Origin of the sequence: Streptomyces sp. NBC_00178 (genome assembly GCF_036206005.1) — a bacterium.
Lineage (GTDB): Bacteria > Actinomycetota > Actinomycetes > Streptomycetales > Streptomycetaceae > Streptomyces.
In genome coordinates, this window is sequence record NZ_CP108143.1 from 5957975 (window position 1) to 5980160 (window position 22186).

Sequence of the window (22186 nt, forward strand, 5' to 3'; positions counted from 1 at the left end):
TGTGCCGTCGGGCAGGCGTCGGGGGTGACTACGCCCCCGGGTCGTCCGGGTCGTTGACGTGCCTGAGCACGGTGCGGGCCTCCACCCGGTCCGGACCCGGCAGAGACTCCCAGTACGGGTGCGTGATGACCTGCGTGGTCAGGTCCAGGATGCGTGCCCGGTACGCGGCCAGGCGCTCCGCCTGCTCCGGCGTGTAGCCGGGGCGGGCGTCCTGCTCCGGCCGGTGGCCGGGCATGGCGTCCGCCGACCACGGCAGGACCTGGGCGAACAGATCATGCTCCGCCTGCACCTCGTCGAGGGCTGCCTGGGCGTCGAGGAGGTCCTGAGGAAAGGCGTAGGAGGGCACAACGCGACGCTACGTTGTTCGAATTTCGAACTCCGGCGGCGCGCCGCGACACCCCCCGAAAGCACGAAGGAACTGCCCGTCGACGGCGCTGGACGCGGCGAGCCGAGCGGTCAGGCCGGCAGCGGGATGCCTCGGTGGACACGCTGGAGGAGGTCGAACAGCGGTGCGTCGTGGCGGCGCAGCTCGCTGCGCGTGTTGACGTCGTTCGTGGCTGAACACGCTCTCCCGCCCCTGGTCGTCCACCTTTCGTGCGCGTCGAACGGTGGAGCCACGACGCGGCGGGCGGTAGGTCGGTCCGGCCGTCCGAGACCCGGGCACGGGTTCCGCGTGCCAGGGAACCGGTGCGCTCGCGATGCACGATTCCCGATGGATCCACCGGTAGGGCGAGCGATCGGCTGCGGGACAGCGGCCGTTCGCCGGGCCGATGCGCCCACATGGCTATGGCTACGGCCACGGCGGCGCGAGCAGCCGCTGCCCGCGCGCGCCGAACGCCGTGCCGTTCCTCCGGCACCGTGGACGCGCCGCGTCCGAACCGGCGCCCGCACGCACGGAAGGGCCGTTCCGGCAGCATGACGCTGCCGGAACGGCCCTTCGCGGTCACTGCGTCAGTTGCGCGAACCACGGGTGCGGCGCATGAGCACCGTGCCACCCAGCAGCAGCGCCGCGCTCGCACCGGCGGCCAGGCCGATGTCGCCGGCGCCGGTCTGCGCCAGCTGCGTGCCAGGCGTGTTCGGGCCGGGGTTACCGGCCGGCGGCTGGTCCACCGGGGGCTTGGAGGTCGGCGGCACCGAGGTGGGAGGCTCCTCGCTGGGCGGCTCCTCCGACGGCGGCTCCTCGGTCGGAGGCTCCTCGGTCGGGGGCTCCTCCGTGGGCGGCTCCTCGGTCGGGGGCTCCTCCGTCGGCGGCTCGTCGACGGGCGGCTCGTCGACCGGCGGGTTGCCGTGGTCGTGACCACTGTGGTTGGCGCAGGAGTTGCCGAACGCCGGGTTCAGCGCACCGACGACGTCGATGGTGTTGCCGCAGACGTTCACCGGGATCTCGACGGGGATCTGGCCGAGGTTGCCGGAAGCGACACCGGGGGATCCGACCGCGTGGCCGTCCGCGCTCGCGCCGGACCCGCCACCGTGGTCGCCGTGCGAGCTGACGTTCGCGCAGCTGTTGCCGAAGGCCGGGTTCAGCAGAGCGATCACATTGACGGTGTTGCCGCAGAGGTTGACCGGGACGTGCACCGGGACCTGTACGGCGTTGCCCGAGCCGACACCGGGCGAATTGGCGGCGACTCCGTCCGCCGACGCATCGGCGTGCGCATAGCCGCCCGCGGCGGTCAGGATGCCCGACGCCGCCGCCATGACGATCATGCTTTTATTCAGAACCTGTCGCATTACATGCCCTTCTCCGGGAAATTCGCGCGGGCGGTGACCCTGATGGAAGTCATTCCATCGACGCGGACGACTCCATAACGACACAACGGTTACGGGGGAAACTTGGAGAGCGGTGCAAATTGTGTAACCACCCGAAAGGGTCACGCACGGATGTTCTCCTCCGAGTGGCACCGTCTGGCATTCGGGTGAACGGGGGCCGTCGGGGGGAACCAAACGCCCGGCCGCGAGTTGATCAGGGCGCTCCGCCTCGGGGCAATCGGTACGAGAAGGGTTCATCGTGATCAAGAAGGTTCTGGCTACGGGTGCCGTCGCCGCCTCCATCCTCGGTCTCTCGGCGACCAGCGCCATGGCGATCGGCGACGACACGGGCACGACGTCGGTGAACGGCAACGGCGCCGAGGCGAACTACGGCAACAGCGCGACCAAGGGTGACCAGAGCCCGCAGCTCAGCCTCGTCCAGGGCTCGCTGAACAAGCCCTGCATCGCCCTGCCGGTCAAGGCCAACGCCGGTGCGCTCGTCGGCATCCTCGCCGCCGTCGCGGTCCAGGACGTCAACGTCCTGTCCAACCCGCAGAACCAGCAGTGCGCGGACAACTCCACCCAGGCCAAGGGTGACGAGCCGCTGTCGCACATCCTGTCGGACATTCCGGTTCTCTCCGGCAACGGTGCCGGCAACCGCTGACCGGGCCGCAAGAACCGGTCCGGGTCGCCGACACTCCTCCATCGTGCGGCCCGGGCCTGCAGCATCCGGGCGGTTTTCCGAGAAACTTCGCGCATAGCGTTTCGATGCCGCCCACCGATCGTTACGGATAACAGCTCCGGAGTCACGAGTGCGTTGGGACAAGCGCTCGTGCGGCCACGAAAGACGTGTCCGCTCAGGACTCCGCTGCAGAAAGGGATGAAAGTGAAGTACACCAAGGTCGCCGCCGTCGCCGCCGGAACCCTCATGGCGCTCGGCGCCGCTGCCCCGGCCATGGCCGACTCCGGCGCCGAGGCTGCTGCCGTCGGTTCCCCGGGCGTCCTGTCGGGCAACGTCGTCCAGGTCCCGATCCACATCCCGGTGAACGTCTGCGGTAACACCGTCAACGTCATCGGTCTGCTCAACCCGGCGTTCGGCAACGCCTGCATCAACGACTGAGTTCCACCTGACCGAGCCGACGGCTCGTCATGAGAAGGCCCCGGACCGCACACAGCGGTCCGGGGCCTTCCCCGTCGGTGCCGGGTGAAATTCCGGGGGTGCGCAGTTTCCCCGCGTAAGGCTTGATCGTTGTCCCGTCCAGAGGCGGCGGATGCCGCCCGAGAAGGGATCTGAGAAAGTGAAGTTCGCGAAGACCGTCGCCCTCGTCGCGGGTTCCGTGGCCACCCTCGGAGCGGCCGCGCCCGCCTCCGCCGCGGTGGCCACCCCCACCGCCCCCCGGATCAGTCTCACCACCGGCGTGAACCAGCTGACGTCGGCCGTGCCGCAGATCCCCGACCAGGTGGTGAACCCCGTGGTCGACATGGTCGGCCGGACCGCCGAGTCCGCCAAGGAGGACGTGGGCTCCTCCGCGGAGACCGTGACGGATGTGGCGGATGCCGCCGCACCGCTCCTCGGCGGGCTTCCGCTCGGCGGCTGACCGTATTCGGTGGTCCCTGCTCCCGCGTCGCCCCCCACAGGCCGGTTCCCGGATTTCCATGGAAAGGGGACCCGGGAAATCGTTCGAGTGATACGGCGCAACCGAATCCCGTCGGGCGCAGTTGTTCAGAATGCTCCGGACAGGCGGGCAACGGATTAACCAGAAGGGCACGTTCATGATGAAGAAGATCCTGGCGACCGCGGCGGTCGCCGCCTCCGTCGCCGGTGTTTCCGCCGCCGCGGCCCCCTCGGCCATGGCGATCGGCAACGACAACGGCACGACGTCGGTCAACGGCAACGGTGCCGACCAGTACTACGGCAACAGCAGCACGCACGGCGACATGAGCCCGCAGATCGGCCTCATCCAGGGCTCGTTCAACAAGCCCTGCATCGCGCTCCCGGCGAAGGCCAACGTCGGCTCGCTCCTCGGGCTCGTCCCGATCTCGGTCCAGGACGTCAACGTCCTGTCCTCCCCGCAGAACCAGCAGTGCACCGAGAACTCCACCCAGGCCAAGGGTGACGAGGCGCTGTCGCACATCCTCAGCGACATCCCGGTCCTCTCGGGCAACGGCGCCGGCAACAACTGACGCTGCGTCACATCGGTGGTCTCCGTGCACGTTCAGGCCGGAGCCTGCCGCTTCCCGCCTCGTCGTAGTCCGTGAGGATGTGTGGGGCCAGTGCGTCCGGGGCGCGACCGACCGTCGGGTCGGGAGCGCCGGACGTCTGGCCCCACACGTCTGTCGCGGGCGGGGAGGCCCGGTCCGCACGTCGGGTAGCCCGATAGTGCGGATATTGGGCCGGTTGCCGCAGCGCCCGCCGACGCCTCCCGCGCGGCCGGGTAGGTGCGCCCCATGGACCTGTACGACAGTCATCATTCTCCCGGCCCCGGACGACCTCCGGAGAGCTCCACGCCCATCTACGACCGCCTGCTCGCCGAATGGCGCGCGGCGGCGCGGGGCGAGGCGGAGTGGAACCCCGCAGGCGCGGCCTCCGCGCCACCGGCCCCGGCGGCGCCGGGGCGACGCGGAGAAGGCGCGTTCGTCCCCGCCGCACGCAGAGCGGGTTAGCGGCAGAAGGTCGCGGACGTCGACGTGGAAACCGGTACAACCCGTTCGAGTGGTGTAGCGGAACCAAACCGTCCGGTCTGAGTTAGTCAGGACGTTCCACAACGGGACGCTCCGAAAGGTGAAGCGCAATGAAGAAGATGATGGCCGGCGCCGCTGTGGCTGTGTCCCTGATCGGTCTCTCGGCTGCTGCGGCCCCCTCGGCCATGGCGATCGGTGACGACCACGGCACGACGACGGTGAACGGCAACGGCGCCGAGGCGAACTACGGCAACAGCGCGACCAAGGGCGACCAGAGCCCGCAGCTCAGCCTCGTCCAGGGCTCGCTGAACAAGCCCTGCATCGCTCTGCCGGTGAAGGCCAACGTCGGTTCGCTGATCGGTGTCATCCCGATCGCGGTCCAGGACATCAACGTCCTGTCCAACCCGCAGAACCAGCAGTGCGCCGACAACTCCACGCAGGCCAAGGGCGACGAGCCGCTGTCGCACATCCTGAACGACATCCCGGTCCTCTCGGGCAACGGCGCCGGCAACAGCTGACGCCACCGAGATGCGGGCGGTCCGGGGCGTACGCCCGCGGGACCGCCCGCATTTCGCTGTACGGCATGCGCACACGGCGATGCCCACCACTCGACGGGGGGTGGTGGGCATCGCCCTTGGCGCGTCCGGTGTGCGGAGGTGGGTCAGCCCAGGCTGCGCACCGGCAGGAGGCAGTGGGCGGACGTCCCCACGACGTCCGGGTCGGCCACGAAGGAGCGGAGCAGGTCCTCGCCGACCGGCTGCCCCGGGACCGCCGCCGGCCAGGGGCGCGTGGCGAACATCCCGTGGACCACACCGGCCGACCGTGCCACCGCCAGCCACTCGGCCGGCACGGTGTACTGCGCCTTGAAGTGCGGCAGGGTCAGCACGACCTGGCCGGCCTGGATGAGCAGCTTCACCGGGAGGTTCGGCAGCTCCGAGGCGTCCAGGGTCTCGCCCCCGACCCGCAGTCCGCTGCGCTCCAGCGCCGTGTGCATCGCCCTCTCGCCGACTTCGGGCCCCTCCGGGCCGTCGCCCAGCGAGTAGGTCAGGAGGAAGGCCGTCTCGCTGCCCGTGGCAGGGTTCGAACCGCTCCAGGCGATGAGGATCTGGGTCCCCAACTGGGCAGGTGAGTAAGGGGTGGTGACGGAGTTCGATGAGCTCATGTCCGGCACCCTAACGGCCCGATACCGGTACGTGTGCACGCGTATCACCCGATCGGGGACCGCCGCGGCGAACCGGGCGGCTCCGGCGCAGGCCGTCGGGGCGTGGGGAAAACCTGTTGACGGCGCCCGCGGGTGCGGCGCTAGGGTGTGCGCAGTTCAAGGAACCAGGAGGTGAGGACATTGATGACTGTCGCTGCGGTGGGCACTGCCCACGACCCGAAGTGCATCGTTCCCACCCCTGCGGCCACCGGCTGAACCTCTCCACCACACCCGTGCCCGAGCGCGCGGTGCCGGGGCCGCCCTTGTGAAGGGTTTCCCTTGTCTTTCTCCCATTCCCAGGTTTCGTCCCCGTCGCACGCGCTGACCCCGTACGGCTGGGACGACGACTGGGCCGCCGCCTTCGCGCCGTTCGCCGAGCAGGGTCTCCTGCCGGGACGTGTCGTGAGGGTGGACCGCGGTCAGTGCGACGTGGTCACGCCCGACGGCACCCTCAGGGCGGACACCGCTTTCGTGGTGCCCCGCGACCCCATGCGGATCGTCTGCACCGGCGACTGGGTCGCCGTCGACCCCGACGGCGACCCGCAGTTCGTGCGCACGCTCCTGCCCCGCCGCACGGCCTTCGTACGCTCGACGTCCTCGCAGCGTTCCGAGGGCCAGGTGCTCGCCACCAACATCGATCACATCGTCATCTGCGTCTCGCTCGCCGTCGACCTCGACCTCGGCCGACTGGAGCGGTTCCTCGCACTCGCCATGTCCAGCACGGCGGGTGCGGCCCTGCTCGGCGACGGGGCGGACACCGGGCCGTACGAGGCACATCCCCTCGTGCTGCTCACCAAGGCGGACCTCGTACCGGATCCCGTCACGCTCGGCCACCTCGTCGAGGACATCGAACGCATCGCCCCCGGGGTGCAGGTGCTGCCCGTCAGCTCCGCGACGGGGGAGGGCGTCGACGTGTTCGGCGCGATCGTCGGCTCCGGCACGAGCGTGCTCCTCGGCACCTCGGGCGCCGGAAAGTCGACGCTGGCCAACACGCTCCTCGGGGAGGACGTGATGGACGTGCGCGCGGCCCGCGACGTCGACGGCAAGGGCCGGCACACGACCACGACCCGCAATCTCCTCGTACTGCCCGGCGGGGGTGTCCTGATCGACACCCCCGGGCTGCGCGGGGTGGGCCTCTGGGACGCGGAGAGCGGAGTCGGTCAGGTCTTCTCCGAGATCGAGGACCTCGCCGGGCGGTGCCGCTTCCAGGACTGCGCCCACGAGTCGGAGCCCGGCTGCGCCGTGCTCGCCGCCATCGAGGACGGCTCGCTGGCCGAGCGGCGCCTGGACAGCTACCGCAAGCTGCTCCGTGAGAACCACCGCATCGCGGCCAAGACCGACGCCCGGCTGCGGAGCGAGACCCTGCGCGAGTGGAAGCGCAGGGGAGCGGAGGGCCGGGCCGCGATGGAGATGAAGCGGGGCCGGATCCGATAGCGGTACCGACCGGGTGCCGGGCCGGCGATCCACGCCGCCCGTCACCCGGCTCCACCGGGCTGCTTCGCCCCGTCCTCAGCCCCGGACGAGTGCTCCCAGCCACGCCCCGGCCACCAGGAGACAGCAGAAGAGTTCGACCAGCACGGAGTACCCCGTCGCGCGCATCACCGACTTGAGCGAGGCCCAGCCCGCGGCCCTGCTGCCGAGCCGCACGCGTTCCGCGCCGTAGACCGCCGCCACGTATCCGAGGATCGCGCCGATCACCGGGATCACGAAGAAGCCCGCGATGGCCGCGATGCCCCCGGCCATCAGCGTCCCGCGTGGTGCCCCGGACTCGCGGGGGCGGCGGGAGGGCAGTACCGCCTTCAGCGCCTGGTTGACCAGCAGCACGCACGTCGCGCCGATGAGCACCCCCCAGGCGACGGGGGTCGGGTCGGACAGCGCCCACCACAGGACCGCGGCCCACACGATCGCCTGCCCGGGCACGCCCGGCACCAGCACGCCGACCAGGCCGAGCAGCATCACCGCTCCCACGGCGACGAGCTGCCACACACTCATCCGACCAGCCTGCCGGACACCGCCCGGTCCCGCCCGTCAGGCCTTCGCGGCGACGGCCGCGGGGCACCCCCCGTCCACCGCCACGACCGGAGCGTCACGGCGGGGAGGAGTGCCCGTCAGCGGGGGGCCCGGGCGACCCAGCCGCGTTCGTACGCGTGCCAGCCCAGTTGCAGCCTCGTCGTGACGCCGGTGAGTTCCATGAGCCCCTTCACCCGGCGCTGGACCGTCCGCAGACCCAGATCCAGCTGTTTGGCGACGCTGGCGTCGGTCAGGCCGGCCAGGAGCAGCGAGAGGATCTCCAGGTCGGTGGGATCCGCACCGGGGCCGTTCTCCTCACCGATCCCCGCGGTGCCCAGCCGCAACGGCATCGCGTCACGCCAGACGGCCTCGAAGAGACCCGTCAGGGACTCCAGCAGCCCACTGGCGTGGATCACCAGTGCGGCGGGCTCGGCACCCCGGCCGGTCAGGGGAACCATGGCCAGCGAGGCGTCGGCGAGGACCAGCTTCGTCGGCACCCGGTCGACGACCCGGCACTGCTCGTCGCGGCTCAGCGCCGCGGTCAGCTCCACGATCCCGGACGGGAGGTGCAGCACGTCGCGCTCCACCACGACGCGGTAGGCCACGCCCCGCATCGACGCCCGCTCCTCCGACTCGTTCTCCATACCCGTCACCGCGATCGGCTTCCCCGTGACCAGGGCGCAGACCTCGGACTGGGCGCCCAGCTGGAGTTGGTGGAAGCGGTGGGCGACGGCGCTCGCCCCCGTCACCACCTCCACCAGATCGTGCACCGCGGGTTCGGCGGCCTCGGCCCGGTACTCCTCGGCGAGCAGCACCGACGCCAGCTCGGCCTGCTCGAGTTCGTGCCGTTGCTGGGTCAGCAGCGCCCCGAGCGCGACCCCGGGGGGTGCTGCCACCCAGCGGTCCGCCCGCGACGACGACTGGGCGACGAGTCCCTGCTGCTCCAGCCCGCGCAGCGCGCGCTCGGTGTCCGCCTCCGGCAGGGACAGCCGCCGCGCGAGGTCGGACACCTCCGCGGCCCCGGCCGCGACCAGCGCCCTGTAGGCCGCTTCCTGTCTCTCGTCCAGACCTATCGCTGCCAGCATCCTCGGCCCTCCCCGGAGTGGTCGTCGTACGTCGCCGCGCCCGTCGGCGGGTCGGCGGGAAACGGCCACGGCGTAAACCCGCCGGGCCCATCATGCCCCTTCGCACCTGCACCTCTGGCAGTCTGACGCCTCTTCGGTACCAGCCATTCACCGGCGCCGGACCGGACCCTCGAACCGGCCCGCCGGGCGACCTTCCCGTGGGGGGTGGGGACGCCCGGCGGGTCCCCGCCCCCTGCCACTTCCGGGCCGATTTTCCGGATGCCCCGTTTTCGTACGCCCCGTGCGGTGGACACTATGGGCATGAGCCAGCAGGGGGAGACGCCCGCCGCAGACGAGGACGACTGGTGGCGGAAGCTGTACGACGACACCGCGCGGGACACCGGGCCGAGCAGCGCGGCCGACAGCCTCGACGACCGCTTCGACTCCGCGTCGGACGCCGTGGGCCCGGGGGACACGACAGGTGCGGGGGGTGCGGACCATCCGGTCACCGTGGTCCCGCTGCCCGACCCGCGTCTGCCGGAGGCGGCCCCGCTCCCGCAGAGGCGCTCGCCCCGGCACGCCGCACCGCGGCCGGAACGCGCACCCGAGCCCCCGCCCCCGGCTTCCGCGCCCGGGAGTCCGACAGCCGCGGCGACGCCCCCGACTCCTCCGCCCGGGCCGCCTCCCGTGCCCCCCGCACCGCCCCGTCCGCCCACCGCCGAGCGGGCGCCCTGGGAGACCCCCGCCGGACAGCGGGGACCACGTACCTTCGCCGCCCCGCCGCCGCCCCCCGCACCGCCCACCGTGCCCGACAGCCCCGAACCGCCGGCGCGCCCCGTCGTGGGCCACGTCGGGGACCGGCCGCCGACCTACGACGCCGAACCCGCGGCCCTGCCCCCCTCCGGGCCCGACGACCTCGACGGCACCCTGCCCGACACCGTCTTGGACGGCGCGCGGTACGGGACGTTCACGCTGCGCGCCGCGTCGGTGCGCGGGGACTCCGCCCGCTTCCGCGGGGAGCCCCGGCGCGACGCGCTGCTCACCGCCCGATTCGGGTCCGGCGACGCGGCGCTCGTCCTGGTCGCCGTCGCCGGCGGGGCCCGGGGCGCCGACGGAGCGCATCTCGCCGCGGCCGACGCCTGCCGCTGGATCGGCGGTGCCGTCGCCCGGAGCCACGCGCGGCTCTCCGACGACATAAGGGCGGGGCGCAGGGGCGACCTCAAGTCCGGACTGCACCGCCTCACCGACCGTACGTACGGCAGGCTGCGCTCCCGCGCCGCGGAACTCGGCCTCGATCCGTCCGCGTACACCGCGGGACTGGGCTGCCTGCTGCTGTCCGCGGACCCGGACTGCCGCACCCGGGTCTTCTTCGGCACGGGCCGCGGTGGCCTCTTCAGGCTCCGTGACGGCGCCTGGCAGGACCTCGACCCGGTGCTCCCCGCCACGGCGCTCCCCGCTTCGGCGGACGCCGTGGAGGAGGAGGGTCCCGCCGGGGACCGGCTCACGATGGACCTGCAGATCACCACGCCCCCGTCGCCGTACGAGGAGGGGCCGCCGCCGCAGCCCGCCGAGCCCTTCCGCTTCCGCGCGTCCGTCGCCCGTCCGGGCGACACGCTGCTGCTCTGCGGGAGCGGCATGGCCGAGCCGATGCGCGGAGAACCCGCGCTCGCCGTGGAGCTCGCGCGGCGCTGGGCGTCGGAGGTCCCGCCGGGACTGCCCGCCTACCTCGCCGACATACAGCTCCGCACCAAGGGGTACGCGGACGACCGTACGTGCGCGGCGGTCTGGGAGGCGTAACGGGGCGCGGCGTGGGTTGATGGAGTCACGGACAGCCTGACGCAGAGAAGGTGCGCACCCATGGCCAAGCAGAACGTGTCGGAACAGTTCGTCGACATCCTGGTCCGGGCGGGGGTCAAGCGGCTGTACGGAGTCGTCGGCGACAGCCTCAACCCCGTGGTCGACGCCGTCCGCCGCAATGCCGCCATCGAGTGGATCCAGGTCAGGCACGAGGAGACCGCCGCGTTCGCCGCGGGAGCCGAGGCACAGGTCACCGGGAACCTCGCCGCCTGCGCGGGTTCGTGCGGCCCCGGCAATCTGCACCTGATCAACGGCCTGTACGACGCCCACCGCTCCATGGCGCCGGTGCTCGCACTCGCCTCGCACATCCCGTCCAGCGAGATCGGCCTCGGCTACTTCCAGGAGACCCATCCCGAGCTGCTCTTCCAGGAGTGCAGCCACTACAACGAGATGATCTCCAACCCGCAGCAGATGCCGCGCCTGCTCCAGACCGCCATCCAGCACGCCATCGGCCGCGGCGGTGTCAGCGTCGTGTCGATGCCCGGTGACGTCGCCTCGCAGCCGGCACCCGACAAGTCCGTCGAACACGCCCTGGTCACCTCGCGGCCGTCCGTGCGGCCCGGGGACGAGGAGATCGACAAGCTCTGCAGGATGATCGACGAGGCCAAGCGGGTGACGCTGTTCTGCGGGAGCGGGACGGCGGGCGCGCACGCCGAGGTCATGGAGCTGGCCGAACGGGTGAAGGCCCCGGTCGGCCACGCGCTGCGTGGCAAGGAGTGGATCCAGTACGACAACCCGTACGACGTCGGCATGAGCGGACTGCTCGGTTACGGCGCCGCCTACGAGGCCACGCACGAGTGCGATCTGCTGATCCTGCTGGGCACGGACTTCCCCTACAACGCGTTCCTCCCGACCGATGTGAAGATCGTCCAGGTGGACGTGCGCCCCGAGCACCTGGGCCGGCGCTCGAAGCTCGACCTGGCGGTGTGGGGCGACGTGAGCGAGACGCTGCGCTGCCTGACCCCCCGGGTGAAGACCAAGACGAACCGCAAGTTCCTCGACCGCATGCTGAAGAAGCACGCCGACGCACTCGAGGGCGTGGTCAAGGCGTACACCCGCAAGGTCGAGAAGCACGTGCCGATCCACCCCGAGTACGTCGCGTCGGTCCTCGACGAGATCGCGGACGACGACGCCGTGTTCACGGTCGACACCGGCATGTGCAACGTCTGGGCGGCGCGCTACCTCACGCCCAACGGCAAGCGCCGGGTGATCGGTTCGTTCAGCCACGGCTCGATGGCGAACGCGCTGCCGCAGGCCATCGGGGCGCAGTTCACCGACCGGAACCGCCAGGTCGTGTCCATGTCCGGTGACGGCGGATTCACCATGCTGATGGGTGACTTCCTCACACTCGTCCAGTACAACCTGCCGGTGAAGGTGGTCCTCTTCAACAACTCCGCGCTCGGCATGGTCGAGCTGGAGATGCTGGTCGGGGGCCCGCCGTCGTTCGGTACGACCAACACCAACCCCGACTTCGCCGCCGTCGCGCGGGCTGCCGGTGCCTACGGCGTGCGCGTGGAGAAGCCGAAGCAGTTGGAGGGTGCGCTCAAGGAGGCGTTCAGGCACAAGGGACCGGCGCTCGTCGACGTGGTCACCGACCCCAACGCCCTCTCCATCCCGCCCAAGATCAGCGCGGACATGGTCACCGGCTTCGCGCTCTCGGCCAGCAAGATCGTGCTGGACGGCGGTGTCGGGCGGATGCTCCAGATGGCCCGTTCCAACATCCGCAACGTGCCGCGCCCCTGAGCGCCCTGGCGCCGCCCCCCGTCTCCTGGCGGGGCGGCGCCCCTCCGCGGGCGGGCGGGCCGCCGATGAGTTTCCGGGGCGCGCGCGGTCTGAGAACCGATGGGCGGGCCGCTGCCGGGAGTTGTCCACGGCTCGTGCCGCCCTGATTCGCGGAGCACCGGACACGAGACACCGAGGACACCAGATGCGCACTCTGATCAGCACGGCCTTCGTCTCCCTCGACGGCGTCGTCGAGGCACCGGGAGGCGAACCCGGCTACCGCAACTCCGGGTGGACGTTCAAGGACGTGGAGTTCCTTCCCGAGGCGTACGCGCTCAAGGGACGCGAGCAGAAGGAGGCCGGGGCGATGCTGCTCGGCCGCGTCAGCTACGAGGCGTTCAGCCCTGTCTGGCCGGACATGGAGGACTTCGCCGACTACAAGGTGATGCCGAAGTACGTCGTGTCCACCACGCTCACCGAGGACGACCTGGTCGCGGACTGGGGCGGCACCACGATCCTGCGCTCCCTCGACGACGTCGCCGCCCTGAAGGAGACCGAGGGCGGTCCGCTCATCGTCCACGGAAGCGCCGCGCTGAACCGGAGCCTCTCGGACGCCGGGCTCATCGACCGCTACCACCTGCTCGTCTTCCCCCTCCTGCTCGGCGCGGGCAAGAGACTGTTCAGCGACACGGACAAGGACACGCAGAAGCTGAAGCTCGTCGAGCACGAGGTCTACGCCAACGGTCTCCAGAAGAACGTCTTCGACGTCATCCACTGACCGGCCCTCACCCGACGGCGGAGCGGGGCCGTCGGTCCTCGTCCCTCAGCGAAGGCGCAGGGATTCCGGTCCTGCCGTCTCACCGATGATGCCGACGAGCCGGCCGAACAGTGTCGGACCGCGTCCGGCCCGGGCCTCGGCGATCTCCCGTTCCACGCCCGCCCGGTTCGAGGGATGTACCCGGGGCAGCCGTTCGTGCAGCCTGCGAGCGGTCTCCGCATGCCCGAGTGCGCGTGCGGAGGCGGCGTGGTCCCGCCATTCGATGACGAAATCGCCGTCGTCCGGGGTGCCGAAGCCGCCACGCAGACAGTCCGCGAAGGCGTCCAGTCCTCGGCCGAAATAGCCTCCGGGGCCGTTCACGGCTTCGCCGATCCGGTCCCAGAAGTCGTCGAGGCCGGTGATCCGGGAGCCTTCGATCACATAGGTCACGGTCATGCCAGGAGCGTACAAGCGTGGCTCCCGGAGGCGCCGGGTGCCGGTCCGGAGGCCCGCGCCGCAGGTGGGGGACTGCGGCGCGGACCGGACCGGGGGTGCGGATCAGCAGTCGTGGTCGACGAGGTCGAACGACTCGTAGTGGTCCGCCGTGTAGTAGTCCTCCTGGGCTTCCTCGCCCGTCACGATCCGGCGGGCCCCGCGGGTGGGGGAGCCGGGTGTGACGACCGTGTACTCGTGGTAGTAGCCGGTGCCCTGATCCGGCAGGACGGCCTCCCGGTTCTGGAAGACCGTGCCGTCCTCCTCGTACGGGAACGGGCCGCCGTCCTCGATCAGGCCGAGCGTGTCATGTGCCTCGGACGGCAGCGCGGAGTAGCAGACACTGCCCACCGCGGTGGTCGAGGGGACGGTCGCGGCCGACGCCGTCACGGGTCCCGATACGAAGAGGACGGACAGGAGGGCGGCGACGCCGCCGAGCGTGGTGATCCGTGGGGGGATTCGCATGCCCACCATGATGACGCGCGTAGACACCCATCCGTCAACGCCAACTCGTGTGAATTTTCCGCATGTTAACGGTGAGTACGAACACCGGTGCGTGCGACGGCGACGGGCCCCGTGTGCGGCCGTGCGTTCATCTGTTGACGCCCAGATTGGCTTGACCGCTCGCCGATGGGGCATGCATCGGGGGCGAGCGTTCGAGACATGACGGAGCGAAGCGGGACAGAGAGGGGCCGATTCATCGTGCGTGCGGGGGACATGACGAAGCGCCGGGAGAGTCCGCCGGCACGGCTGCATCGCAGACTCGGGCACGCGGATCTGTCGGCCGTGGGCGAGATACGCGGGGCGCTGCGGGACTTCCTGCGCTACCGGCGGCGGCAGGAGGACACCGACGTGGCCGAACTGCTGCTCTCCGAACTGGTGACGAACGCCCTGATCCACACGCGGAACGGGGCCGTGGTCACCGTCACCTCCGCCCCCGCGCGACTGCGCGTGGAGGTGCGCGACTTCATGACGGAGCAGGAGCCCGCGCCGTACGTACCGAACGCCGACGACGGTACGCACGGCAGGGGACTGCTCCTCGTCCAGAGCCTGGCGGACTCCTGGGGAGTCACGACTCAGGCACTGGGCAAGGTGGTCTGGTTCGAGCTGAGCGGCGGCTTGGCCTGATGCTCAGCCGAACTGCTGCTCCAGGTCCTTGAGTTTCTGCTCCAGCGAATCGAGCCGGGGCAGGGCCTGGGTGTCGTCCTCGGCGGTGAGGTCGACGGTCGCGGGTTCACCGCTCGTGGTCTGTGCCGAAGTACTCCTGGATTTCGGGCCGTTCACGGCTTGCAGCGATGGACGGGGGCGCAGGGGCAGCTGTCCGGGCTCTGCTATGGCGGGCTCCGCGACGGCCGGGGGGCCGCCTCCCGCCGCCGGGGCGATGGCCTGCACGTCCACCTGGCGGCCCGACCGTCCGCCGCGCCCCCATACCCGGTTCTGCCGGTTCAGGGCCTTGATGTGGGCCCGGTCCAGCTTGGCCTGGTCCTTCCTGCGGTGCCGGTCCTGTTCCCGCTCCCGGCGGTCCTCGCGCACCTCGTCCACCGCCTCGTCCAGGGTCCGTACGCCCTCGAGGAGCATCAGCGACCAGGCGCCGAACGTCTCCCTGGGGGCGCGCAGCCACCGGACGATCCGGATCTGCGGCAGCGGGCGGGGCACCAGGCCCTGCTCGCGGAGCGCCGCACGGCGCGTCTGCTTCAGCGCGCGGTCGAACAGCACCGCGGCCGAGAGCGACATGCCCGCGAAGAAGTGCGGGGCGCCCGCGTGGTCCATGCCGCGCGGCGCGTGCACCCAGTTGAACCAGGCGGCGGCACCGGCGAACGTCCACACCAGCAGCCGTGAGCCCAGAGCCGCGTCACCGTGGCTCGCCTCACGCACCGCGAGCACCGAACAGAACATCGCGGCCCCGTCGAGGCCGAAGGGCACGAGGTACTCCCAGCCCCCGGAGAGGCTGAGGTTTTGCCGGCCGAAGCCGACGAGCCCGTGGAAGGAGAGGGCGGCGGCGACCGCGGCACAGCAGAACAGCAGGACGTACGAGGCGGTGGCGTAGAGCGCCTCCTTGCGCCGGCGGCGCTCCTCGCTGCGTTCCCAGCTGTCGTCGGCCGCGGCCTTCTCAGCGGCGCGCTTGCCGCGCGCGACCACCGTCACCGCCGCCATGACCCCCACGAGCAGCACGGCGCCCGGAAGCAGCCAGTCAAGCGATATGTCGGTCAGTCTCATGCGCGGTCCCTTGCGTCACGTAGGGCGTTTCGGGCGCCATCGTGACGGAAATTCCGGGCCGCTCAGCGGGATTCGGGGCAAGTGAACGCCATTGGGTCGGCGGGCCTCATCGTTGGGCGGAATCTTCTCGAACGCACATAAGGGCGAGCCGTGTTGCGTTCGAATTCCGGTCGCCCGGCCGGGTGGTGTGAGCGGTCGCGCGGCTCACGCGGTGGCGGCGAGCCTGCGGACGCGGTCGTCGTCGCAGGTGCGCGGGCAGGTCACGCAGGTGTCCTCGGGCCGCAGGGTGTAGAAGAGGCAGCAGCTCGCCCGGTCCCGGGTAGGCAGCGACTCGCCGTCGGGTCCGGTCAGTTCGCGGAAGCCCGCGGTCCCCACGTACGGCTTGGTCGTGCCCGGCAGCAGTTCCTCCAGCTCGGCCATCGCCCGGCCCTCCTCCCCGAGGAGGTGCGCGATGTACCAGAGGCCCTCGACGATCTCGTCGGTCGCCATGCCCCACAGGGCGCGCTTGCCGCGCCGCATGCGGGGCCCGAATCCGTCCAGCACGGGGCCGATGTGCTCGGCCACCGCGTCGCGGACCTCGGCCCGCAGCGCCGCTTCGTCGGGCACGACCCGGGCGCCGGGCAGGGCTGCGGCGGGATCGCCGGACAGACAGGCGAACTCGCGTACGCGCAGGGCCAGATGACCGAGCCCCCGGTGGAAGGACACGTCGGCCACGGGAATCCGGGGCACCCGCCGGTGCAGGAACCACGGCACCGTCACCAGGAGGCACGCCGGCCACGCGTAGCGGTGGAGCCCGAAGCTCGCCACCACGTCGGGTCGGGCCCGGGTGCCGTAGTCCCGGAGCACCTGCGCCTCGTCCCAGGCGAGGAAGCCGTCCACGGCCGCTCCGCCCCCTGCGAGGTCCGCCGCCCGGACCCAGCCCGCTCCGGAGGGGTCCGGCGCGTCGTCGGCGAGCACCTCGGCCCGCAGTCCCGGGAAGACCTCGGCCAGACGGGCGTAGGCCGCGGCCGTCGGGGACGGGGCGGTCGCGAGCAGGACGGGCAGGGTCATACGGGACCACCGAATCACGATCATTTACAGGTAAGCCTTACCTTACCCGAATTGACCGATGGGGGAACCGGCGCCCACTGCGCCTATCGTGCACACGGGGCCCGGCGCGCGCGAGCCGGCCCCTCGGTCGAGGAGGTTCCGGTGGAGCAGGGCAGAGCGTGGGACGGCATGGGCCCGTACGCGTCCGCGGGCACCCCGCCGGACGCCCGTGTGCCCGAACAGGCACGCGGCGAGCACACCCACGGCGAGCGCCCCGCCCCCCGCGCCGTGCGGCGGCACTCCGTGCGCGGCCAGATCCTGGACGCCCTGCGCTCCGCACTCGTCGACGGGGAGCTGACCCCGGGGGAGGTCTACTCCGCCCCGGCGCTCGGCGCGCGTTTCGGTGTGTCCGCCACACCCGTCCGCGAGGCCATGCAGCAGCTGGCGGCGGAGGGCGCCGTCGAGGTCGTGCCGAACCGCGGCTTCCGGGTCAGTGAACCGGGTCCCCGCGAACTCGCGGAGCTCGCGGAGGTGCGCGCCCTGATCGAGATCCCCGTCATGCTGCGGCTCGCCCGCACGGTCGCGGCCGCCGACTGGTACGCGCTCCGTCCGCTGGCCGACGCCACCGTCGCCGCGGCGGCCGCCGGCGACCGCGCGGCGTACGCCGAGAGCGACCGCGCCTTCCACCGCGCGGTGCTCGGACTCTCCGGCAACCTGCGGCTCGTGCAGGTCGCCGACGACCTGCACCGCAGGTCCCAGTGGCCGCCGGCGGTCGGTCCGCCGGGCCGGCGGGCGGAACTGCTCGCCGACGCCGCGGAGCACACCGCGCTGCTCGACGCGCTGATCGCCCGGGACCTCACGCTGGTGCGGTCCCTCGTGCGCGAGCACTTCGACGGCGCCGACGTCTGACCCGGCCCTCACAGGCCGCCGCGGTGCTCAGTTCGCCTCGGCCGTCTCCGGGGCCGGCGGCTCCAGCCGCGGCGCCAGCCAGGTCGGTACGCCGCCGAGGAGCCGGAACAGCCGCCCGGCCTCGGCCCGCAACCGGGCGGCGGCCTCGGGCTCGGTCTCGGCGTCGGCGAGCGAGATGAGCGCCGGGGCCGTGCCGACGAGATAGCCCAGTTCCTCGCGTATCCGCAGCGACTCGGCGAACCCGTGCCGCGCCTCGGCGAGCTCGCCCTCGCGCAGCGCGAGCGAGGCGAGGTGGCGCCAGGTGAAGGAGAGCAGGAGCTCGTCGCCCCGGGCGGTCGCCCCGGCGTGGGCCCTGCGGTAGGCGGCGCGGGCGGACTGGGGGGAGTCGGCGATGTTCTGCGCGATCAGACCCCGGCGGAAGTCCAGCAGCGGGCGGCCGGCCGCCGCGGGGGAGAGCAGTGCGGCGGCCCTGCTGAGCGCCACACTGGCCTCGTCGGCCCGGTCACGCGCTCCGAGCAGCGTCGAGGCGTAGGCGAGGTAGCCACGCTCGCAGGCGGCCTCACCGCGCTCGGCGTCGCCGTGGGCGAGCGCCTCCGCCGCGCGCAGGGCGTCCTCGGCGTCGGTCCACCCGGTGCCCGTGTACAGGCACCGCTCGGTCAGCAGCGAGGTCCGCTGGAGGGCGGCCGCGTGGTCCGTGGCCGCGTGGGGTTCGAGCAGCGCGGCCGCGTCCGTCCAGCAGGCCCGTGAACGCAACCGCCATACCGCGGTCTGGAGCGGCGGATCGTCATCTTCGGTCGTTCCGGAACCAGACATGGCGGTATACGCCACGTTGCCCTCCCCGAGCGCGCCGTCGAGCTGTGGAGGCCGGCGGCGAACGCCCGCCGGCCAGGGTCTGCGCGCATCTCAGCACGGAATGGCACGCCGGGCCAAGGGGTGGGATCAATGTCAGGTGAAAGATTTCACAATCGTCCGGAGCCCTGTCGGGCCGCTACCGGAGCCGGGAGGTCAGCTCATGCGCAGGGCGAGGAAGAAGTCGAGCTTGTCCTCGAGCCGCGAAAGGTCACGTCCCGTCAACTGCTCGATACGTCCGACGCGATAGCGCAGCGTGTTGACGTGGAGGTGCAGCCGGGCCGCGCAGCGGGTCCAGGACCCGTCGCAGTCCAGGAAGGCCTCCAGCGTCTCCATGAGCTCCGCTCGGTGGCGCCGGTCGTAGTCGCGCAGCGGGTCCAGGAGCCGTGCGGTGAAGGCCCGCCGGACGTCGTCCGGCACGAAGGGCAGCAGCAGGACATGCGAGGCGAGCTCGTGGTGCCCGGCCGCGCAGACCGGCCCCGGCCGGGCCGCCGCGACGCGGCGGGCGTGCCGGGCCTCCTCCAGTGCCCCGCGCAGTCCTTCGGCGGAGTGCACGGCGGCGCTGACACCCAGTGTCAGACGGCCGTCCTCGGCCAGGCCGGCGGAGAGCGGCGCGCGGACGGCGTGGAGCAGCGCGTCGGCGTGCAGGGCCGCGTCCCGCCCGTCCGTCCCGTCCCGCTCGTCCGAGGCGGCCTCGCCCTCCGCTCCGGCGCCGGCGGTGGGCGGAGCGGGGAGCGCGTTCAGCGGGACCAGCGCGACGGCCTCCTCGCCGGTGTGCGCCACCGCGATCCGGTCCGCCGAATCGGGGCCGGACACCGCGGGGTCGACCAGGATCTCCTCCAGCAGCGCCTGGGCGGCCCGGCCGCCCGAGAGGTCCGTGTCCTCGCCGGTCCATTCGACCCGGGCGACCACGACCTGCCAGTGCGGAGCCGTGCCGAGACCCGGCAGCAGGACGGGTGCGGCGACCCGGAGCCGGGCCGCGATCTCGGCCGGGGCCGCGCCCGCCTGGACCAGCTCCAGGACCTCCTGGGCGAGCCTCCGGCGTACCGCGCGCGCCGCGTCGCGGCGGTCGCGCTCGACCGCGATCAGCTGCGTCACGCCCTGGAGCAGGTCCAGTCGCGCGGCCGGCCAGTCGCCCGCGTCCGCCTCGACGGCCAGCAGCCAGTCCGAGAGGACGGACTCCCGTACGTCCCCGGACGGCAGCGGTGCGGCTCCCCGGCCGGTGTTCCGGATCGGGAACAGCGAATACGCCGTACCGTCCACCTCGGCGCGGTGCGGCCCCCGGCGGCCCGAGCGGGTCGCGGCGAGGTGGCGTCCGGCCAGTTCCGCGCCGACGTGCGGGGGCAGGGGCTCACCGGACCCGGCGATCCGGCGGCCGGTGGGGGAGAGCACCCAGGCGCGCAGGTCCAGGTCGGACGTGAGCAGGTCGAGGACCACCTCGGGGCCGCCGCCCGCCGGACCCGAGGTCATCAGCCGGCGGTGCCGGTCGACGACCGCGGCGAGGTCGCCGGCGCGCTCACCCGACACCTGGCGGACCACGTGCTCGGTGATCATTGCGAACGCGACGGTCTCGTGCACGGCGAACAGGGGCAGCCGGTGCCGCAGGCACGCCTCGACCAGGTCGTCGGGGATGTCCCCGAGCTCGGCCTCGCCGGCGGCGAGGCCCGCGACGCCCGCGCCCGCCAGGATGCGGACGAACGGCTCGGAGTCGGCGGCGTCACGCCGCCAGGCGAGCCCGGTGAGGACCAGCTCCCCGCCGGAGAGGTAGCGGCTGGGGTCGCGCAGGTCGGTCGTCATGACGCCGCGGACCGACCGGTCCAGCTCGTCCTCGCCGCCGAGCAGCCGCAGGCCCAGCGCCTCGGTGTCCAGCAGTGCGCGCAGCCGCATCGTCGATTGCCGCCGATCTCTTCGTTGGTGCGGGGGACGTCGGGGGTTACCTGTGAATTGCGGTGAGGTCACCGGTACCCGCCATTCGTTCGAATCTACAAGACGGGGATGGGGACCAGCCAATTCCTTCATGGTTTCGGTGACTGCACCGAGTGGAGCAAGGCTTGTGTACTGGGCCACACACCGCGTCAACAACACAGGAACGACCAGTAAAGGGCCGGCCGCACCCCGCCCCCAGCCGAACGACCCGATTGAGAAGAAGAGAGCCACTCATGGACTTCCTTCGCCCCGCCAGCTGGGAGGAGGCGCTCGCCGCCAAGGCCGAGCACCCGACGGCTGTGCCCATCGCGGGTGGCACCGACGTCATGGTCGAGATCAACTTCGACCACCGCCGGCCCGGACACCTCATGGACCTGAACCGCATCGGTGAGCTGTCCGAGTGGCAGGTGGGCCCGGACGCCGTACGCCTCGGCGCGTCCGTGCCCTACAGCGCCGTCATGGAGAACCTGAGGGCGGAGCTGCCCGGCCTCGCCCTCGCCGCGCACACCGTCGCCTCGCCGCAGATCCGCAACCGCGGCGGTGTCGGCGGCAACCTGGGCACCGCCTCACCCGCGGGGGACGCCCACCCGGCGCTGCTCGCCGCGGGAGCCGAGGTCGAGGCCGCGTCCGTACGGGGGACGCGGATGATCCCGATCGACGAGTTCTACACCGGGGTGAAGCGCAACGCCCTCGCCCCCGACGAGCTGATCCGGGCCGTCCACATCAAGAAGGCCGACGGTCCGCAGCAGTACTCCAAGGTGGGCACGCGCAACGCGATGGTCATCGCCGTGTGCGCCTTCGGTCTCGCGCTCCACCCCGGGAGCCGCACCGTGCGGACCGGCATCGGCTCCGCCGCCCCGACCCCGGTCCGGGCGAAGGAGGCCGAGGACTTCCTCAACGCGGCGCTGGAGGAGGGCGGGTTCTGGGAGAGCGGAAAGATCATCACCCCGTCCGTCGCCAAGCAGTTCGCCCAGCTCGCGGCGGGGGCCTGCAACCCCATCGACGACGTACGGGGAACCGCCGCCTACCGCCGGCACGCCGTCGGCATCATGGCCCGCCGCACGCTGGGCTGGACCTGGGAGCAGTACCGCGGAGCGGGACGCACCCTCGAAGGAGCTGCTTGATCATGCGAGTCAACTTCACGGTCAACGGCCGGAAGCAGGAAGCCGACGACGTCTGGGAGGGCGAGTCCCTCCTGTACGTCCTGCGTGAGCGCATGGGCCTGCCCGGCTCCAAGAACGCCTGCGAACAGGGCGAATGCGGCTCCTGTACGGTCCGCCTCGACGGTGTGCCCGTCTGTTCCTGTCTCGTCGCGGCCGGCCAGGCGGAAGGCCGCGAGATCGTCACCGTCGAGGGGCTGGCCGACTACGCCAGGCACCGCGACGACGCCCACCCCGGGTCCGGATGCGCCTCGGGCGCCTGCGGCACGTCGATCGACGCGGCCCAGCGCTGGCAGGCCAAGCCCGCCGACGCGCAGAGCGCCGAAGCGGCCGATCTCTCGCCCGTGCAGCAGGCGTTCATCGACGCGGGCGCCGTCCAGTGCGGCTTCTGCACCCCCGGCCTGCTGGTCGCGGCGGACGAACTGCTGGAGACGCATCCCTCGCCGTCCGACCAGGACATCCGCGAGGCGCTCTCCGGCAACCTCTGCCGGTGCACCGGCTACGAGAAGATCCTCGACGCGGTCCGCCTCGCGGCCGCCCGTCAGGAAGAGACGGTCCGATAGCC

The 22186-nt window shown here is 72.0% G+C and carries 24 protein-coding genes; 13 read left to right on the plus strand and 11 right to left on the minus strand.

Translation table 11 applies throughout. The annotated features are described in order from the left end of the window. Window positions 1–28 precede the first annotated feature (28 nt). Together OHT61_RS26005 and OHT61_RS26010 are read right to left on the minus strand one after the other, a co-directional pair. The gene (locus OHT61_RS26005; protein WP_329041537.1) at window positions 29–346 is read right to left on the minus strand and encodes a hypothetical protein; all 318 of its coding nucleotides are present in this window, start codon (window positions 344–346) and stop codon (window positions 29–31) included. Between the two features lie 605 nt (window positions 347–951). Further along, a complete protein-coding gene (locus OHT61_RS26010; RefSeq protein ID WP_329041539.1) occupies window positions 952–1728 on the minus strand; it encodes a chaplin in 777 nt (258 codons plus the stop codon). 277 nt (window positions 1729–2005) lie between these two features. Between OHT61_RS26010 and OHT61_RS26015 the strand changes: the two genes are divergently transcribed. The 5 genes from OHT61_RS26015 to OHT61_RS26035 all read left to right on the plus strand — a co-directional run bounded on the left by OHT61_RS26015 (window position 2006) and on the right by OHT61_RS26035 (window position 4946). Next, entirely contained in the window at window positions 2006–2410 is a 405-nt protein-coding gene (locus OHT61_RS26015; protein ID WP_329041541.1) for a rodlin, read from the plus strand. 222 nt (window positions 2411–2632) lie between these two features. Beyond that, window positions 2633–2866, plus strand: coding sequence for a chaplin (locus OHT61_RS26020; RefSeq protein ID WP_443049532.1), 234 nt, complete (start codon window positions 2633–2635; stop codon window positions 2864–2866). A 151-nt stretch (window positions 2867–3017) separates the two neighbouring features. After that, window positions 3018–3344 (plus strand): hypothetical protein, encoded by a 327-nt coding sequence (locus OHT61_RS26025; protein ID WP_443049533.1) that lies wholly within the window; start codon window positions 3018–3020, stop codon window positions 3342–3344. A 175-nt stretch (window positions 3345–3519) separates the two neighbouring features. After that, window positions 3520–3930, plus strand: coding sequence for a rodlin (locus OHT61_RS26030; RefSeq protein ID WP_327113118.1), 411 nt, complete (start codon window positions 3520–3522; stop codon window positions 3928–3930). Window positions 3931–4538: 608 nt separating this feature from the next. After that, window positions 4539–4946, plus strand: coding sequence for a rodlin (locus OHT61_RS26035; RefSeq protein ID WP_329041544.1), 408 nt, complete (start codon window positions 4539–4541; stop codon window positions 4944–4946). 143 nt (window positions 4947–5089) lie between these two features. Here OHT61_RS26035 and OHT61_RS26040 read toward each other — a convergent pair whose 3' ends face one another. Further along, a complete protein-coding gene (locus tag OHT61_RS26040) occupies window positions 5090–5590 on the minus strand; it encodes a DUF5949 family protein (protein WP_329041545.1) in 501 nt (166 codons plus the stop codon). 318 nt (window positions 5591–5908) lie between these two features. On the opposite strand from OHT61_RS26040, the gene rsgA reads away from it, so the two are divergent. Continuing rightward, window positions 5909–7063 carry a ribosome small subunit-dependent GTPase A gene (gene rsgA, locus OHT61_RS26045; RefSeq protein ID WP_329041546.1) on the plus strand — a complete coding sequence of 385 codons (1155 nt, stop codon included), beginning with the start codon at window positions 5909–5911 and terminating at the stop codon, window positions 7061–7063. Window positions 7064–7138: 75 nt separating this feature from the next. Here the strand turns inward: rsgA and OHT61_RS26050 are convergent, their stop codons facing one another. Then, window positions 7139–7621, minus strand: a complete 483-nt coding sequence (locus OHT61_RS26050) for a DUF456 domain-containing protein (RefSeq protein ID WP_329041548.1) — start codon at window positions 7619–7621, stop codon at window positions 7139–7141. Between the two features lie 116 nt (window positions 7622–7737). Continuing rightward, window positions 7738–8724 (minus strand): helix-turn-helix domain-containing protein, encoded by a 987-nt coding sequence (locus OHT61_RS26055; protein ID WP_329041550.1) that lies wholly within the window; start codon window positions 8722–8724, stop codon window positions 7738–7740. A gap of 300 nt (window positions 8725–9024) precedes the next feature. Between OHT61_RS26055 and OHT61_RS26060 the strand changes: the two genes are divergently transcribed. The 3 genes from OHT61_RS26060 (at window position 9025) to OHT61_RS26070 (ending at window position 13060) form a co-directional block, all read left to right on the plus strand. Further along, entirely contained in the window at window positions 9025–10500 is a 1476-nt protein-coding gene (locus OHT61_RS26060; RefSeq protein ID WP_329041552.1) for a protein phosphatase 2C domain-containing protein, read from the plus strand. Window positions 10501–10560: 60 nt separating this feature from the next. Beyond that, complete coding sequence (locus tag OHT61_RS26065; protein WP_329041554.1) at window positions 10561–12303, plus strand: pyruvate dehydrogenase; 1743 nt, start codon at window positions 10561–10563, stop codon at window positions 12301–12303. Window positions 12304–12487: 184 nt separating this feature from the next. Then, complete coding sequence (locus OHT61_RS26070; RefSeq protein ID WP_329041555.1) at window positions 12488–13060, plus strand: dihydrofolate reductase family protein; 573 nt, start codon at window positions 12488–12490, stop codon at window positions 13058–13060. Between the two features lie 45 nt (window positions 13061–13105). Here the strand turns inward: OHT61_RS26070 and OHT61_RS26075 are convergent, their stop codons facing one another. Continuing rightward, complete coding sequence (locus OHT61_RS26075; RefSeq protein WP_329041556.1) at window positions 13106–13495, minus strand: barstar family protein; 390 nt, start codon at window positions 13493–13495, stop codon at window positions 13106–13108. 102 nt (window positions 13496–13597) lie between these two features. After that, window positions 13598–13996, minus strand: a complete 399-nt coding sequence (locus OHT61_RS26080) for a ribonuclease domain-containing protein (RefSeq protein ID WP_329041557.1) — start codon at window positions 13994–13996, stop codon at window positions 13598–13600. 252 nt (window positions 13997–14248) lie between these two features. Between OHT61_RS26080 and OHT61_RS26085 the strand changes: the two genes are divergently transcribed. Beyond that, window positions 14249–14659: an ATP-binding protein gene (locus OHT61_RS26085; protein ID WP_329041558.1), complete on the plus strand. Its 411-nt coding sequence runs from the start codon at window positions 14249–14251 to the stop codon at window positions 14657–14659. A gap of 3 nt (window positions 14660–14662) precedes the next feature. Here the strand turns inward: OHT61_RS26085 and OHT61_RS26090 are convergent, their stop codons facing one another. Together OHT61_RS26090 and OHT61_RS26095 are read right to left on the minus strand one after the other, a co-directional pair. Continuing rightward, a complete protein-coding gene (locus tag OHT61_RS26090; RefSeq protein WP_329041559.1) occupies window positions 14663–15748 on the minus strand; it encodes a DUF2637 domain-containing protein in 1086 nt (361 codons plus the stop codon). Window positions 15749–15952: 204 nt separating this feature from the next. Then, entirely contained in the window at window positions 15953–16798 is an 846-nt protein-coding gene (locus OHT61_RS26095; RefSeq protein ID WP_329041560.1) for a (2Fe-2S)-binding protein, read from the minus strand. Between the two features lie 141 nt (window positions 16799–16939). Here OHT61_RS26095 and OHT61_RS26100 point away from each other — a divergent pair, with 141 nt between their 5' ends. Then, window positions 16940–17686, plus strand: a complete 747-nt coding sequence (locus tag OHT61_RS26100) for a GntR family transcriptional regulator (RefSeq protein ID WP_329041561.1) — start codon at window positions 16940–16942, stop codon at window positions 17684–17686. A gap of 27 nt (window positions 17687–17713) precedes the next feature. Here OHT61_RS26100 and OHT61_RS26105 read toward each other — a convergent pair whose 3' ends face one another. Beyond that, entirely contained in the window at window positions 17714–18499 is a 786-nt protein-coding gene (locus tag OHT61_RS26105; RefSeq protein ID WP_329041562.1) for a hypothetical protein, read from the minus strand. A gap of 192 nt (window positions 18500–18691) precedes the next feature. Beyond that, a complete protein-coding gene (locus tag OHT61_RS26110; RefSeq protein ID WP_329041563.1) occupies window positions 18692–20422 on the minus strand; it encodes a PucR family transcriptional regulator in 1731 nt (576 codons plus the stop codon). Window positions 20423–20694: 272 nt separating this feature from the next. Between OHT61_RS26110 and OHT61_RS26115 the strand changes: the two genes are divergently transcribed. Both OHT61_RS26115 and OHT61_RS26120 read left to right on the plus strand, forming a co-directional pair. After that, window positions 20695–21585 carry an FAD binding domain-containing protein gene (locus OHT61_RS26115; protein WP_329041564.1) on the plus strand — a complete coding sequence of 297 codons (891 nt, stop codon included), beginning with the start codon at window positions 20695–20697 and terminating at the stop codon, window positions 21583–21585. Window positions 21586–21587: 2 nt separating this feature from the next. Continuing rightward, window positions 21588–22184 (plus strand): (2Fe-2S)-binding protein, encoded by a 597-nt coding sequence (locus OHT61_RS26120; RefSeq protein WP_329041566.1) that lies wholly within the window; start codon window positions 21588–21590, stop codon window positions 22182–22184. Window positions 22185–22186 lie beyond the last annotated feature (2 nt).

What these genes read in the sequence shown, in the direction of transcription:
- OHT61_RS26010 (WP_329041539.1), bottom strand. Translation starts at nt 1,728, where the DNA reads ATGCGACAGGTTCTGAATAAAAGCATGATCGTCATGGCGGCGGCGTCG.
- OHT61_RS26025 (WP_443049533.1), top strand. Translation starts at nt 3,018, where the DNA reads ATGCCGCCCGAGAAGGGATCTGAGAAAGTGAAGTTCGCGAAGACCGTC.
- OHT61_RS26030 (WP_327113118.1), top strand. Translation starts at nt 3,520, where the DNA reads ATGATGAAGAAGATCCTGGCGACCGCGGCGGTCGCCGCCTCCGTCGCC.
- OHT61_RS26035 (WP_329041544.1), top strand. Translation starts at nt 4,539, where the DNA reads ATGAAGAAGATGATGGCCGGCGCCGCTGTGGCTGTGTCCCTGATCGGT.
- OHT61_RS26040 (WP_329041545.1), bottom strand. Translation starts at nt 5,590, where the DNA reads ATGAGCTCATCGAACTCCGTCACCACCCCTTACTCACCTGCCCAGTTG.
- OHT61_RS26050 (WP_329041548.1), bottom strand. Translation starts at nt 7,621, where the DNA reads ATGAGTGTGTGGCAGCTCGTCGCCGTGGGAGCGGTGATGCTGCTCGGC.
- OHT61_RS26055 (WP_329041550.1), bottom strand. Translation starts at nt 8,724, where the DNA reads ATGCTGGCAGCGATAGGTCTGGACGAGAGACAGGAAGCGGCCTACAGG.
- OHT61_RS26060 (WP_329041552.1), top strand. Translation starts at nt 9,025, where the DNA reads ATGAGCCAGCAGGGGGAGACGCCCGCCGCAGACGAGGACGACTGGTGG.
- OHT61_RS26065 (WP_329041554.1), top strand. Translation starts at nt 10,561, where the DNA reads ATGGCCAAGCAGAACGTGTCGGAACAGTTCGTCGACATCCTGGTCCGG.
- OHT61_RS26070 (WP_329041555.1), top strand. Translation starts at nt 12,488, where the DNA reads ATGCGCACTCTGATCAGCACGGCCTTCGTCTCCCTCGACGGCGTCGTC.
- OHT61_RS26075 (WP_329041556.1), bottom strand. Translation starts at nt 13,495, where the DNA reads ATGACCGTGACCTATGTGATCGAAGGCTCCCGGATCACCGGCCTCGAC.
- OHT61_RS26080 (WP_329041557.1), bottom strand. Translation starts at nt 13,996, where the DNA reads ATGCGAATCCCCCCACGGATCACCACGCTCGGCGGCGTCGCCGCCCTC.
- OHT61_RS26085 (WP_329041558.1), top strand. Translation starts at nt 14,249, where the DNA reads ATGACGAAGCGCCGGGAGAGTCCGCCGGCACGGCTGCATCGCAGACTC.
- OHT61_RS26090 (WP_329041559.1), bottom strand. Translation starts at nt 15,748, where the DNA reads ATGAGACTGACCGACATATCGCTTGACTGGCTGCTTCCGGGCGCCGTG.
- OHT61_RS26095 (WP_329041560.1), bottom strand. Translation starts at nt 16,798, where the DNA reads ATGACCCTGCCCGTCCTGCTCGCGACCGCCCCGTCCCCGACGGCCGCG.
- OHT61_RS26105 (WP_329041562.1), bottom strand. Translation starts at nt 18,499, where the DNA reads ATGTCTGGTTCCGGAACGACCGAAGATGACGATCCGCCGCTCCAGACC.
- OHT61_RS26110 (WP_329041563.1), bottom strand. Translation starts at nt 20,422, where the DNA reads ATGCGGCTGCGCGCACTGCTGGACACCGAGGCGCTGGGCCTGCGGCTG.
- OHT61_RS26115 (WP_329041564.1), top strand. Translation starts at nt 20,695, where the DNA reads ATGGACTTCCTTCGCCCCGCCAGCTGGGAGGAGGCGCTCGCCGCCAAG.
- OHT61_RS26120 (WP_329041566.1), top strand. Translation starts at nt 21,588, where the DNA reads ATGCGAGTCAACTTCACGGTCAACGGCCGGAAGCAGGAAGCCGACGAC.